This is a genomic window from Maridesulfovibrio salexigens DSM 2638 (assembly GCF_000023445.1).
In the GTDB taxonomy this organism is placed as follows: domain Bacteria; phylum Desulfobacterota; class Desulfovibrionia; order Desulfovibrionales; family Desulfovibrionaceae; genus Maridesulfovibrio; species Maridesulfovibrio salexigens.
Genome location: NC_012881.1, coordinates 2,389,784 through 2,404,052 on the forward strand (window position 1 = coordinate 2,389,784; position 14,269 = coordinate 2,404,052).

The window sequence follows — 14,269 nt, forward strand, 5'->3', positions numbered from 1 at the left end:
CAGAAAAATGCATTTTAAATCAGGGGGCAGTTATCACTGTCCCGTCACTATCCCATTCCACGGATACTATCCCGTGTGCGGAAGTCGTATACATACATACATGTCTTTTATCCAGTTCCCTTACAACCTTTTTTGCGACAAATTTAAAACGATTTAAAAAACCGCATGCAGCGACAGCAATTTCAGGATCAACTCGTTCATACAATTCAGGCGAATAAGACCCGGCACTCCCATGATGCGGGAGAACAAGTACACTGGAAGAAAGATCTTGCGAACCTTTTAAAACTGACCGTATACCCTTGCGATCAAGATCGCCTGATATGGACAACAACGGATGCCCGTTCCAGAGCAATCTAAGATATAAAGACCGGTCGTTACGGCTACCTTCAAAATCAGACGAAGGATGCAATACCTCCATGATTAATCCCGGTTCAAGAACTACATTATCACCGCTTACAAGAGTTTGTGCATCTATTTCCTTAGTTTCAAACGCGGCCTTAAAACGCTCACCTATTCTGCCACTGGGAATATCTCCATTGGAATAAAAACGGCTCACCGAAAATTTCTCCAGAAGAAAAGCCAATCCTCCGGCGTGATCCCTATCCCCGTGAGTCATAAAAATATTATCAACCCTCGGCAAATGTCCGTAAGTTAACCATGGACCGACTATAGAACGTCCCATGTCAAAAGTTCTGCCGAAGCCACCGCCGCCATCCACAACTGTGCGTGTTCCTTTAGGCCCCGTAATCACAACACATTGGGATTGTCCGGTATCAAGAACATCCATACGCACCCTCTCCGGCCCGAATTCTCCGGAAAGACGCACACCGAACAGCAACACAACCAAGAAAAGCATCAATCGTGCTTGTCGGGAATTCCCGTAAATCACTAAAAGAACAGCTCCCAGCACAAGGTAGTAAATCAGTAACCCTTCCCAATGAGGACGGTAAAAAGCATACTCCGGCAGCAAACCGAGACTGACCGCATCTCTCACCAGTTGCAAAAGCCACTCAAAAACTTTTGCTCCGAGCCCAAACAATGAATGCGAAAGTTCCGGGCTGATATATGAAAACAATAAACCGCCCACGCCGCAAATAGGCATAACAACTGACCCGATAATGGGCACAAAAAGTATGTTGAAAAGAAAATTTGGAGTGAGTACCCCGAAATTCCAAATTATGATCGGCAATAAAGCAATATTGGCTGACAAGCTGACAAAAAAAACTGCCAGCACGAAACGGGCTGCCTTAGCCAGCAAGCTGTGACCTGAAGGCATCAATCGCGCGAACACCGGGTAAAACAAAGAAATCCCGGCAACAGCCAAGACTGAAAGCTGGAATCCCAGATCAAAAACACTGAGCGGTGAAAAGCTCAAAATCACTACAACAGCCAGAAATAGGCCATCCAGAAGCACTCTGCCCCGGTTAAAAAACATGAGCAGACCCCAGAAGCCGAACATGCACACAGCACGCAAGAGCGAGGGACTGAACTGACCCAGCCAGAGATAACATAAAACCGGAACAGCAGATAAAAGAACGCCCAAACGCATTTTGGGAAGCCGCAAATATATACGCGGATATATCAGTCCGATCAGCCAAGCCAGCCCGAAACCCATAGCTACGAGGAACCCGACATGCAACCCGGATAAAGCCAGAATATGCGAGACACCGGCCCTGCGAATAAGTTCCACACTATCCCGAGAGAGATAAAAGCGATCCCCAGCCAACAGTGCCGGAAAAATTGCCCCGCCGTCAGTGGGGGGAGCATTCTTCAGAATATGCTCACGCAGGGAAGCCCGCAACTTCTGCAAACCATGTGTTTCGTACGGTTTTAAACCACCATTTTTAATCTTTCCCTGAGTGTACGTGCGGTACCGAATATCCTTTGTGCGGCAATAAAAATCGTAATCCCAAAGACCGCTGTTGCGAAAACCGTGAATCGGCTTAACCCGCGCGACAAAGGAGACCTGCTGCCCCACAAAAGGAAACTGGCCCGGTTTATCCCATGTCCAGTTAAGATATCCACCAAGGTCGGTTATAGCTGACTTGCTCTGGCAACTGACATTCTCAAGCAGAATTTTAAGACGATTTCCCGGAGCTCCCTTGATGCTGTGAATCGTTCCGCTAAGCTGCACCTTTTCACGAGCAGCCATCCAATCCGGCATTGGTCCGGGACCGGGAGGAAGAACAAAATTGCCATACCAATGCCCAATACTGAAGAGCACCAGCATCCCAAAAGCCGCACCTTTTTCAGGTCGAAAGAAAAAAACAAGGAAGAGATAGACCAGCAAAGCGGCCAAGGAAGGAAGCATCCACTGGATGGAAAGGATGCCAAAAGCAAACGCAGGAACGAGAACCTGCCATAAAAACAGGCCCGGAATCCCGGGCCTGCTCTTTTTAATCAAATTATCCGCAACCTGTTGCATGAAGCGTCAGGGCAACTACTCTTGCTCGCGCCAGACCCTCGCGCCTACAGCGGAAAGCTTGTCTTCAAGCTTCTCATATCCTCTATCGAGGTGGTAGATACGCTGAACATCTGTACGTCCATGAGCGGCTAATCCTGCAACAACAAGAGAAGCACTGGCCCGCAGGTCAGAAGCCATAACCGGAGCTCCGGTCATCTTCTCGACTCCGCGAATCATGGCGGTACGGCCCTTAAGCTTAATGTTCGCGCCCATGCGTACAAGTTCCTGCACATGCATGAAACGGTTCTCGAAAATCTTCTCTTCGATGGTTCCGGCACCATTGGACAGACACATCAGGGTCATAAGCTGGGCCTGCATGTCAGTGGGAAAGCCGGGATAAGGCTGAGTGGTGATATCAACACCGGAAATAAGGCCGTTTGCACGACGTACGCGGACACCGCCTTCCTCTTCCTCAAGGGAAACGCCCATCTTGCGCAGCTTGTAAACAACAGACTCAAGCTCCTGAAAAGGACAATCCTGAATAAGCAGTTCACCGTCAGTCATTGCCGCAGCAACCATGTAGGTTCCGGCTTCAATGCGGTCGGGCATGATTTTGTAGTCACACCCTTTAAGTGATGGAACACCCTGAATGGTGATGATGCTCGTTCCATGACCGGATATTTTTGCGCCGCAAGCAATAAGGAACTTGGCAAGATCGACAACTTCCGGCTCACGGGCAGCGTTTTCAATAATGGTTTCCCCTTCGGCAATTGCGGCAGCCATGAGCACGTTTTCAGTACCGCCTACAGTGGGGAAATCAAAGTTGATGTGCGCACCTTTAAGCTTGTCGCATTTACCATGGATATAACCGGAATCGAGATCAAAGGTAGCACCCATCTGTTCAAATGCAGTCAGGTGCAGATCCACAGGACGTGCCCCGATAGCGCAACCGCCGGGAAGCGCAACCTTGGCCTCGCCTTTAAGAGCCAGTAAGGGACCGAGACAGAGCACGGAAGCACGCATGGTCTTAACCAGGTCGTACGGGGCTTCTATTTTAAGATCCTTAACCTCACTGCAAACAGTATTGCCATCAAAAGAGGTCTCACAGCCAAGAATATCAAGCAGCTTAAGAGTAGTATGAATATCCCTCAAACGGGGGACGTTGCTAAGACAGATCGGACCTTCCGGTAAAATGCAAGCCAGCAGAATGGGTAGCGCTGCGTTTTTAGAACCACTGACCCTGATAGGGCCGTTAAGAGATACTCCACCTTCAATTACTAATTTATCCATCTAAAAATCCTTATATTTATCAGGTAATAAGCTGCTGCTTTTAAAAGCTTAAAATCAATTTTGCCACAGCCTGATGAAAAGACATTGCCTTTTCCGCGACCCCTGATTGCTTTCAGTATTAAAAGAACAAATTGTTTGTGGCACAAAATAACCCTTTAGTGAAGAGTGTGCACAACCTATTTTTCTATTAAGATCAAAAGATCGTTTTATAAACAAGTTAATCATCCCTTTTACTTGCAAGATTTGATTATTACAAAAAAAATGATCTTTTTTTCAAAAACTTCTTGACCATCACACCCAGCTTAGTTAAACACCTCCTCACAGACGCGGTGGGTGTAGCTCAGTTGGTAGAGCACTTGGTTGTGGCCCAAGTGGCCGGGGGTTCAAGTCCCCTCACTCACCCCATTTGACATCTCTAGGGATCAGGAATCCCTGACCCCTTTTTTAAGGTGGGTGTAGCTCAGTTGGTAGAGCACTTGGTTGTGGCCCAAGTGGCCGGGGGTTCAAGTCCCCTCACTCACCCCATATTTTCAGGACCGGATTTATCCGGTCCTTTTTTTTGGCCTACAGACAGGCAGGACTCCCCTCGATAGAATTCCCCGGCAATACTTGGGAATTAAAGCACAAAGTTTTCTTTCAAAACCCCATTGACATGAAATTTCTGCGGCATTATCAGGGTCTTTTTTCCGCGCGAGTTCCAGCCTCTGGCCAATTCATTTCAAAAAAATATGACCACCGACTGAGCCCCACGGAGACACCACCAAAACAAGGAGGTTTCTCAATGGACACTTACGTCTGTTCAAAACTAAACCGTTTCATTCCGACCAGCTTCAAATTCATTAAATCAGGCTGCTCTCCAACCACCTTACGACAAGATATTGCCGCCGGAGTTACAGTAGGTATTGTGGCTCTCCCGCTGGCTATGGCCTTCGCTATTGCATCGGGTGCAAGCCCGGCTACAGGCCTTTTTACTGCCATCATCGCCGGATTCATTATTTCAGCATTTGGCGGAACTCGTTTTCAGATCGGTGGACCTACCGGAGCTTTTGTCATTATCATATCCGGAATCATTGCCCGACACGGATACGAAGGACTCATTCTCGCCACTATCATGGCCGGAATAATTCTTTTGGTAATGGGTTGCCTCGGGCTTGGTAAACTCCTGCAATACATTCCTTACCCTGTGACCACCGGATTTACCTCCGGCATCGGCATCCTGATCTTTTCCACTCAGATCAAGGATTTCCTCGGACTGCAAATTGATCAAATGCCTGCTGATTTCCTGCCTCGGCTCAAGGCGTGCGCAGTCTCACTTCCAAGCACCGATCCAACAACTCTCGGCTTGGGTATGTTGACCGTAGTTTCAATGCTGCTGGTCAGGAAATTTATCCCCCGAATTCCTGCCCCTTTTGTTGGTATTGCCTTGGCAAGCTTAATCACTTGGCTCATGGGATTGCAGACAGAAACCATCGGCAGCAGATTCGGCGGAATTCCCACCATCCTGCCTGATGCAGTTTCTTTTTCCGGCCTCGACCTGATGCAGCTGAAAACCCTGATCCCTGAAGCTTTCACTATCGCCATCCTCGCCGGGATCGAATCCTTGCTAAGTGCAACAGTTGCAGACGGCATGAGCGGTGACCGCCACAACTCATCCAACGAACTAATTGCTCAAGGATTGGCAAACATCGGTTCAGCCCTTTTCGGGGGTCTCCCTGCGACCGGAGCAATTGCCCGTACTGCAACCAACATTCGCGCCGGGGCACATTCGCCTGTAGCAGGTATCATTCACGCTCTGACCTTAATCATGTTCATCAAGGTCTGCGCTCCGCTGGCCTCCATGATTCCCCTTGCCAGCCTTGCCGGGGTTCTCATGCTGGTTGCATGGGATATGAGTGAAGTACATCGCATCAAGCGTTTGCTCTTCGCTCCCAAGTCTGACTCACTGGTCATGCTCATAGCCCTGCTGCTGACTGTATTCGTAGACCTGACCGTAGCAGTAGAAGTAGGTGTGGTTATGGCTGCAATGCTCTTCATGAAACGCATGAGCCAATTGACTGACGTACACAGCCTCGACACAGGGCTGCCCGAAGAAGAAATTATCGACCGCAAGAACGGACATGAAAAAGTTGTGGTTTATGAAATCAACGGTCCCATGTTTTTCGGCATGGCCCAAAGATTTGTTGATGTCATGAGCTTCACCCGCAAGAAACCCGAAGTGATTGTTTTCTGCATGCGCCTTGTTCCGACCATGGACGCAACAGGTATCGAAGCCCTTGAGACCGTAATTCGCAGGGCTCATGCTCAAAACGTTAAGATACTTCTTTCCGGCGTAAATCCGCGAATCCGAAAAACAATGGCCCGTCTGGGAACAGATAAACTTGTCGGAGCTGATAATATCTTCCCGGACTTTTCCACTGCAGTAGCAAAGACGATTCTCCACGTGGATAAAAATTCAGGACTGCCCCGCTGCACTCCTCCAAAACAATTTACCGCAACAACGGCGTAAAATGAAAAAGTCCGGGACCAATACAGTCCCGGACTTTTTTATTTATTCTACAATTTCAAAATCAATATCTTTCCTGAATTCCTGCCCGCTGATCATGTCATGCAAAACAATAAGGTATCGATACTTCCCGGCCGGGAGGCTCCCCAGATTAAAGTCATTTGTCATGTATATATCAAGAATTGGCTTACCGGTATTGTATTGCATGCTCAAAAGCTTTTCCCGGTCAAAGAGGACTTCACCGGATGCGGATTCAAGCTTCACGTCCTGAGTAAGGTAAAACTCATACCTGCCCTGCTGCACAGACGTGAACCAGTTAATAGGCTCGTAGTATAAAAGTAAACTTGAACCGCGTTGGATCTTGTTTTCCGGCAGAGCGTAATAGGAGGAATAGTTGAGAACCTTCTTGCATAAGACAAATTCCTGCACCCCGAGCTTTCCCTTATTCTGCTTTTCTATAATTTCATTCTTTAATTTCAGGATAGTTTCCGCGTCACCAGAACGGGCGGGAGAAACAAAAATCATACTCAAAAGAAAAACACAGAATATCGCAACCACCAACGGATAAAACTTTCTAACCATCCCCATGCTCCTCAGTTTGGAATTTATACATTACAGACCAAACCGACTATAACACCCTGAGCAAATCTCAGCTAGAAAAAGACGCAAAAAAAAGCCCGGACTCTCACGAATCCGGGCTTTCAAATTTTCTTGCCATACTCAAATTCAATCATTATTATTCATAGTGACTACAAACGATAACAAACGTATTTGAGGTGAATTATGCCCCAATCAAGCACAAGTTTCCGCACCGACCCAGAAACGCTGTCCTCTCTTGATGAAATAGCCAAGGACATGGGAAGAAGCCGAAACTGGGTTCTAAACAAAGCTATCAAAGATTTTATTGAATATCAGCAATGGTTCAAAAAACAGGTTCAGGAAGGATTAGTTGCGGCTGCTAATGGTGAATTTGCTTCTGATGAAGAGATTAACGATCTATTCAACAGGTTCGGTGGATAATGCCCCGCTGGACAAAACCTGCACAAAAAGACCTGCAAGCCCAACTCGAATATATTGAACGTGAGAATCCAGACATTGTTTCCCGGATTGCCACTCAAATCAGAAAAGCAACCGAATCACTGGATACATTTCCACAGCTTGGACGTGATGGGACTGTCGAAGGTACCCGCGAACTGGTTATCCCTAAGCTGCCCTTCATCTGTGTCTACCGAATCAAAGACAGCCATGTTGAAATCATCCGTTTTTTGCATGAACGCATGCGCATGCTAAAATAGAAAGCCCGGACTCTCACGAATCCGGGCTTTCAAACTTATTTAACTCTGCTTACGCAACCTGCGTTTATCACCAACTCGAATGGTGACCTTTTCCTTATCCATGTATTCAAGCAATGGAATGGAAAACTTACGCGACAGACCGACCAAAGCCTTGAAATCCTGCGGGCCAAGCTCTTCATTTTCAGCAAAATAACCCTCAAGAGTCTCCTGCAAGCCATCCACTGCGGACTTGGCGAAATACATGTCATCCTTGATCCTGACCAGCAGCCCTTCATCCTGCAAAAGCTTGTAAACTGGTGCGGCCTCTTTGAAAACCAGATCAAGAGGATCAAGCACATCTTTCAAGTTCGGAGGAGTCAATCCACCCTTCTCGTAATTATCCATCAAAGTATCACGCAGTTTCTGTTGATCCGACGCAAGGGAGACCTTATGCCCGGGCAAGTGCAGAATCTCCTGAACCGCCACGATTTCATTCTTCTTGAGCAGACGTTCCACAATGGAATGAAACAATTTATCCGGCAATCCCTTGCCGTAAGTTGATCCGATTTCTCCGCGGGAGACCCCCGGTTTCATGGGTTCTTTTTTATGAAATTCCGCAAGGTGAGCCAGCAGCCCCTGCACCAGATTCTCATAATGGGTGCCGGAAACATAGCTGCGGGTTTCCTTATCATATAAGAAAACTTTCTGCTGCCCGCCCATAGTCTGGAGCATCTTCTCCAGCGGCTTGGAGGCAACATTGCTCAGAATGGAAAGCTCCTGAAAAGTAAGGCCAGCCCTGCCTGCCAAATCAAGCTGGGTCAAGACCAGATCTTCCGGTTCTGCTGCTATGAGCGACTCCAGACGTTTCACATCATCTGAAAAACGTTTCACCTTACGGCCCAACGGGTTGATAATGCTACCCCCGGCAATGGTGCGCAACGGTGAAAAGGAACGCAATACAACACGATCACCATAAACCCCGGTCATGAGCTTATCAAAACGGATCTGACAAACGGCCCGTTCACCCTTTTCCAGCTTTTCGCGGTCAAGAAAGTAAACCTTGGCCATCACTTCCTTGGAACCGTGATGAAAATGGATTTCCTTACGATGCTTCAAACTTTTCGGAGAAGACGGCAGACAGGTCAGTTCCACGTCCCAAACCTTGGACGGGAAAAGCGTTCCCGGTCTACCCAGCACTTCACCGCGCTCAATCTCTTCTACTTCCAGACCGTGCAGGTTGATGGCGGTCCTGCGACCAGCCGGAGCAGTCTCTACGGATGCCCCGTGGGACTGCAAGCTACGCACCTTTGTCTCGGTCATTTTAGGGTAAAGAACCACATCGTCACCAACGGAAAGCTGACCTGAAATTAATGTCCCGGTTACCACTGTACCGTGCCCTTTCATGGTAAACACACGGTCCACAGGCAGACGAGCCAGATCGGTCCTGCGTTTTGGAGAAAAACCTTTCATGAATTTCGCAATCTCACCGCGTAATTCATCCAGCCCTTGTCCGGTATGCGAGGAAACAGCATGAATCGGGGCTTCAGCCAGAAAACTCGGTGCGAGGAATTCCCGAACATCTTCCTGAACCATCTCCATCCAGTCTTCATCAACCATGTCCGCTTTGGTCAGGACAACGAAGCCCTTCTCAATGCCCAACAAGGTGCAGATTTCCAGATGCTCACGGGTCTGGGGCATTACACCCTCATCAGCGGCAATGACCAACAGCACGAAATCAATACCCGCTGCCCCGGCAACCATATTTTTCACAAATTTCTCATGGCCCGGAACATCAATGATACTCAGATGTTCATCACCGCCAAGATCAAGGCTGGCAAAGCCCAGTTCGATGGTGATCCCGCGTTTCTTTTCCTCGGCCAGACGGTCACAGTCCGTTCCGGTCAAAGCCTTAATCAAGCTGGTCTTACCGTGGTCGATATGACCCGCAGTACCCATAACAACAGGCATAGTTCTCCTTTTGCCTCCGGCGGCTAGGGAAGAGAAACTTTTGCAAAAGTTTCCCTTCCCCAGACCCCATCCCTTCAAAAACTTTTAGCTTGCTTCGCATTTAGAGCATAGCAATGATCTTCGAATAAAGTCCTAACAAAACCTAATAAAAGGTTTAAGGCCCCCGGCAGGGCTGCCGGAGGCTTCATAAAATTAATTCTTCAAGAAAGTACGGAATGCCAGTTCAGTAGCGTAAAGGTCTGCCTTACTGGTCAACTCGAACGGGCTGTGCATGGAAAGCACCGGAGGTCCGAAATCGATAACATCCATGCCATAGAGAGCGAGGAATTTAGCGACTGTTCCGCCACCGCCGAGATCGACCTTGCCAAGCTCAGCCATCTGCCACGGAGCTCCGGCTTCACTCAGGATGTTACGCAGCCATGCCACAAACTCAGGATGAGCATCATTAGCACCGACCTTACCGCGATGTCCGGTAAACTTGCAGAAGCAGGGACCGTAACCGAGATAGGCTGAGTTGAGCTTCTCGTGCACATCCTGATAGTCGGGGTCGATTGCCGCATGCACATCGGTGGAAAGCGCTTTACCGGCCATCATAACCCGGGACATCTTAGCGTTGGGTTCCCATGCATCAATCAGGTCTTCAAGGCAGTATTCGAAGAAGAGAGACTTTGCACCGGTAGAACCTTCTGAACCGACCTCTTCTTTGTCGTAAAAAAGTACTATCTGGGCATGTTCAGGCTCAGGAGCATTGAGGAATGCTTCAAGGGCGAGGAATACGCAGGAACGGTCATCCTGTCCGTAACCGCCCACAACAGACTTATCCAAACCAACGTAACGGGCAGGACCGGCAGGGACAATGTGCATTTCCGCGCTGAACAGGTCTTCTTCAACGATGTCGTATTTCTCGTTAAGCAGCTCAAGTACTTTACGCTTTACGGAAGGCTTGCCATTACCCTCTTCCTTATCGTCTTCGTCCTTAGAAAAAGACAGGGAATGCCCCATAAGAATATTCAGTTTCTCAGCTTCAAAAGCATCGGTGACCTTCTTCTCCACCTGCTTGTAAGCAAGATGCGGAAGCAGATCGAGAATGGTAAGAACCGGATCATTAACATCCTCGCCGATAACAACATCAACCTTGGTGCCGTCCGCTTTAACGACCACGCCGTGCAGGGCAAGAGGCCGTGCCAGCCACTGGTATTTGCGAATGCCGCCATAGTAGTGAGTCTTAGCCATGGACATTCCAAGGTCTTCGTAAAGAGGATGCTGCTTCAGGTCGAGACGCGGAGTATCTGCGTGTGCACCGACCAGACGAAAGCCCTGAGAAAGCGGATTTTTCCCCTTACGGGCAATAAAAATGGTCTTATCGCGAAAGGAGCGGAAGCACTGATCTGCTCCGAGATAATCTTCAAAACCCGCTTCCTTCAGTTTTTCTTCCACATATTTAATGGTCTCGCGTTCGGTCTTGCAGCGGGTCAGAAAATCAATATAACGGGCTGCGAGGTCGTCCATGCCCTGCTGGTGCTCTTCATCTTTGAAGATTTCCCAGCAGCTTTTCGGTTCATGTTCAAGTTGCTTATTCATGTATAATTATCCTTTTTGCCTCCGGCGGCTTAAACCCTTTTGCAAAAGGGTTTAAGAATCCCAAAACCTTTTAACAAGGCTTCGCTGCTAATGGAGGTGAATTATTCTAAAATTTGATTAATAGCTTCAGCGCAGAGTTTGTACTCTTCGCGTGTGAGTGTTCGTGGATCAAGACAAAATGCATCTTCTTCAATTCGTCCCACCAGCGGCGGTTCAGTTGAAAGAAGTCCTTCTTTCAATTCTTCAACTGTCACCTTTGCACTCGGAACTACGGTAACAAGAAAAGTCTTTAAGTCCTGCTCCGGAAATGCTCCGCCGCCTACACGGGAAACCCCCTCACGCACACCGATATTCGCAGTTTCGCCAAGCTCGCGACGTAATGTGCGGGCAAGGGCTTGAGCCTGTTTTTTAAGATTCTCAGGCTTCTCGGTAATCATGCGCACTGTGGGCACTTCGCGCTTGGCAGTCTCCGGATCAAGGTAAAGGCGCAGGGTCGCTTCAAGGGCAGCAAGAGTCATCTTATCAATACGAACCGCACGGTTAAGCGGATTCTTCTTGATAGCATCGATATATTTCTTCTTACCGACTATAATCCCCGCCTGCGGGCCACCGAGCACTTTGTCACCGGAAAATGAAACTACATCCACATCCTCGGCTACAACTTCCTGTACTGTGGGTTCCCGCATCAGGCCGAGGCCGGAAAAATTGGTCAGGTTACCGCTGCCAAGGTCTTCATAGACCGGAAGGTCATGCTTACGCCCCAGTTCAGCCAATTCGCCACCGGAAACTTCCTTGGTGAATCCAATAACCCGGAAATTGGAGGTATGCACTTTCATAAGAAGTGCTGTTTCCTCGTTAATGGCATTTTCATAATCGTGCAGATGGGTACGGTTGGTAGCACCAACTTCACGCAAAAACGCCCCGCTCTTGGTCATGACATCAGGAATACGGAAAGATCCGCCGATCTCAACAAGCTGACCGCGGGAAACAATTGCTTCGCGACCCTTTGCAAGGGTTTCAAGGGTAATCAATACCGCTGAAGCATTGTTGTTAACCACCAAAGCGGCCTCAGCCCCGGTAATCTCGCAGATCAGCTTTTCCACGTGACTGTAACGACTACCACGCTCTCCGGTCTTCAGATCAAACTCAAGGTTGGAATAGCAGGCACAAGCCTCAGTCACCGCTTTTACTGCAGATTCGGCCAGCAGAGAACGACCGAGGTTAGTATGCACCACCACCCCGGTTCCGTTAAGCACACGCCGGAAATGAGGTTTAGCACCGGCCCGCACATGGCAGGTCAGGCGCGGGAAAAGCACATCCGGGGAAAGCTGCTTTTCTTCAGTGATAATCCCGCCTTTGATTTCCTCGCGGCAGACATCAAGAAAGCCGTTAACCAGATCACGGGAAAGGGTCCTCGGCAGTCCATCAATGACACCCTCTTCTTCAAGACGGGTCAGCACAGAATCAACGGAAGGAAGATATTTAAAAAGATTAGACAAAAAATGCCTCCGAAATTTAAAGCCACCAACAAAATCCCATCCAACTGATTCGACGGACAACTCATCGAATTTCAGCCAAAATTAAACCAATAAAAGGTTTTGGGATTCTTAAACCCTTTTGCAAAAGGGTTTAAGACGCCGGAGGCATTCTTCTTAAAAATTCTGGGTATCTTGTATAAAAAGCTGCCAGCAAATACAAGGACCCGCAGATTAGAACTGTTTTCTCACCGGAATTAAGCATTGAGAGAGCATCGTCAATAGTTTTAGCAGCTTTTGCCCGCTCTCCAAGGACCGCAGCTAAATCTTTATATGGATACGCCCGTTCATTCCCCTCAATCCCGCTGGCGAGAATCGGACCGTCAGTCAAACGAAAAAGAGTCTCCTTCACCGGACCAAGATTCTTATCCTTCATACAGGAAAAAATAATCGCATCCAGTTTTACTCCAGACCGTTCCAGCTCGGCTTCCAGTGCGGCAAAAGCATGTGTGTTGTGCGCGCCATCAAGGATGTAAGTCCTAGCCGACTTGATAATCTGCAACCTTCCGGCAATGAATGCCTTTTCCACCCCGCTGCGGACCTTATCTGCGTCAAAATCAATACCTGATTTCCCGCAGAACAAACGCCAAGCACAGGCTGCAAGACCTGCATTCTCCTTCTGGTGCTCCCCGGCAAGAGATGGATTAAGGTCCGCAACAATCTCCTGATCATTTATATGATGAAGATCGCAGCCTAATTCCTTAGCACGCGTCTCAAGGACCGTCTTAGCTTCAGGAACCTGCACGGCAGTGATGGCAGTTCCATTCTCACGCATGGCATCGGCCTTATCTGCTGCAATCAGGTCAATTGTCGAACCTAGCACCTTCTCATGATCCAGCCCGATGGGGGTAAATACTGTCAGATCAGGATCAACCGTATTAGTGGCATCGTAACGGCCGCCAAGCCCAGCCTCCATGACCGCCAGATCAATTTCATTATTTTTAAAAGCCACCAACGCCATACAGGTTAACAATTCGAAATAAGTTAAACCCGCATCCGGGGCTATTTCCATGACCTGATTAGCCAGTTCGCACCACTCTTCTTCAGAAAGCATAGAGCCGTTAATAGTAATACGCTCACGGGGAGTGACGAAATGAGGAGAAGTAAAGGTCCCAACCTTAAGTCCGTGTTCACATCCAATAGAGGTAATGTATGATGAAGTTGACCCTTTTCCATTTGTTCCGACAACATGGATAACCGGAAAGCTGGACTTTCCACCCCAGTTACGGACAAACTCTTCCATTCTGCCAAGGCTCAAATCCATATGGAAAAGGCCAAGGTCATCCAGATAACCGCTAAATTCTAGAAAATTTTTAAATTTCAAAACTTTTTTCCATTTTTTGCTTGACCGCCAAGTGCGGTTTGTATAAACAGACATCTCTCGCGGGGCAGTAGCTCAGTTGGATAGAGCAACGGCCTTCTAAGCCGTTGGCCGAGGGTTCGAATCCTTCCTGCCCCGCCACTTAGAAATCACAGGGTTACAAACGAAAGTTTGTAACCCTTTTTCTTTTGGATTTTGTACTATCCACAATTGAGATAAAGAATGATAAAAGCCCATTAAAAAGATTTCCCTTAGCTTGTATTCAAAAAACAGATGACTACACAGCAGGAGGAATTAGCTCAAGGCTAAAATCATAATCAATTCAGAATATATTTTGACCGCAACAGATATTTTTTAGATTTGCGGATGTCTCTACTTCACTATCGGCGTTTT

Annotated in this window: 10 protein-coding genes and 3 tRNA genes; 6 read left to right on the forward strand and 7 right to left on the reverse strand. The window is 48.1% G+C overall.

Features of this window, described 5'->3' with window-relative positions; translation table 11 throughout:
- Nucleotides 1–19: 19 nt before the first annotated feature.
- The gene (locus DESAL_RS10950) at nucleotides 20–2,425 is read right to left on the reverse strand and encodes a DNA internalization-related competence protein ComEC/Rec2 (RefSeq protein ID WP_015852053.1); all 2,406 of its coding nucleotides are present in this window, start codon (nucleotides 2,423–2,425) and stop codon (nucleotides 20–22) included.
- A gap of 15 nt (nucleotides 2,426–2,440) precedes the next feature.
- The gene (gene murA, locus DESAL_RS10955) at nucleotides 2,441–3,694 is read right to left on the reverse strand and encodes a UDP-N-acetylglucosamine 1-carboxyvinyltransferase (protein WP_015852054.1); all 1,254 of its coding nucleotides are present in this window, start codon (nucleotides 3,692–3,694) and stop codon (nucleotides 2,441–2,443) included.
- A 329-nt stretch (nucleotides 3,695–4,023) separates the two neighbouring features.
- Between murA and DESAL_RS10960 the strand changes: the two genes are divergently transcribed.
- The 3 genes from DESAL_RS10960 to DESAL_RS10970 all read left to right on the forward strand — a co-directional run bounded on the left by DESAL_RS10960 (nucleotide 4,024) and on the right by DESAL_RS10970 (nucleotide 6,200).
- A tRNA-His gene (locus tag DESAL_RS10960) sits at nucleotides 4,024–4,099 on the forward strand.
- 44 nt (nucleotides 4,100–4,143) lie between these two features.
- A tRNA-His gene (locus tag DESAL_RS10965) sits at nucleotides 4,144–4,219 on the forward strand.
- 256 nt (nucleotides 4,220–4,475) lie between these two features.
- A complete protein-coding gene (locus tag DESAL_RS10970; protein WP_015852055.1) occupies nucleotides 4,476–6,200 on the forward strand; it encodes a SulP family inorganic anion transporter in 1,725 nt (574 codons plus the stop codon).
- Between the two features lie 42 nt (nucleotides 6,201–6,242).
- Here the strand turns inward: DESAL_RS10970 and DESAL_RS10975 are convergent, their stop codons facing one another.
- Nucleotides 6,243–6,779, reverse strand: coding sequence for a hypothetical protein (locus DESAL_RS10975; protein WP_015852056.1), 537 nt, complete (start codon nucleotides 6,777–6,779; stop codon nucleotides 6,243–6,245).
- 201 nt (nucleotides 6,780–6,980) lie between these two features.
- On the opposite strand from DESAL_RS10975, the gene DESAL_RS10980 reads away from it, so the two are divergent.
- Both DESAL_RS10980 and DESAL_RS10985 read left to right on the forward strand, forming a co-directional pair.
- On the forward strand, nucleotides 6,981–7,217 hold the full coding sequence (locus DESAL_RS10980; RefSeq protein ID WP_015852057.1) for a CopG family ribbon-helix-helix protein: 237 nt from the start codon (nucleotides 6,981–6,983) through the stop codon (nucleotides 7,215–7,217).
- On the forward strand, nucleotides 7,217–7,492 hold the full coding sequence (locus tag DESAL_RS10985) for a type II toxin-antitoxin system RelE/ParE family toxin (RefSeq protein ID WP_015852058.1): 276 nt from the start codon (nucleotides 7,217–7,219) through the stop codon (nucleotides 7,490–7,492). Before DESAL_RS10980 ends, DESAL_RS10985 begins: the two co-directional genes overlap by 1 nt.
- A 39-nt stretch (nucleotides 7,493–7,531) precedes the next feature.
- Here DESAL_RS10985 and selB read toward each other — a convergent pair whose 3' ends face one another.
- From selB to DESAL_RS11005, 4 genes are all read right to left on the reverse strand, one after another.
- Nucleotides 7,532–9,439 (reverse strand): selenocysteine-specific translation elongation factor, encoded by a 1,908-nt coding sequence (selB, locus tag DESAL_RS10990; protein WP_015852059.1) that lies wholly within the window; start codon nucleotides 9,437–9,439, stop codon nucleotides 7,532–7,534.
- Nucleotides 9,440–9,631: 192 nt separating this feature from the next.
- A complete protein-coding gene (locus DESAL_RS10995) occupies nucleotides 9,632–11,020 on the reverse strand; it encodes an aminopeptidase (RefSeq protein ID WP_015852060.1) in 1,389 nt (462 codons plus the stop codon).
- A gap of 101 nt (nucleotides 11,021–11,121) precedes the next feature.
- Complete coding sequence (gene selA / locus DESAL_RS11000) at nucleotides 11,122–12,519, reverse strand: L-seryl-tRNA(Sec) selenium transferase (RefSeq protein WP_015852061.1); 1,398 nt, start codon at nucleotides 12,517–12,519, stop codon at nucleotides 11,122–11,124.
- 130 nt (nucleotides 12,520–12,649) lie between these two features.
- Entirely contained in the window at nucleotides 12,650–13,879 is a 1,230-nt protein-coding gene (locus DESAL_RS11005) for a bifunctional folylpolyglutamate synthase/dihydrofolate synthase (RefSeq protein WP_041722236.1), read from the reverse strand.
- A gap of 61 nt (nucleotides 13,880–13,940) precedes the next feature.
- On the opposite strand from DESAL_RS11005, the gene DESAL_RS11010 reads away from it, so the two are divergent.
- Nucleotides 13,941–14,017, forward strand: a tRNA-Arg gene (locus DESAL_RS11010).
- The last annotated feature ends 252 nt before the right edge of the window (nucleotides 14,018–14,269 follow it).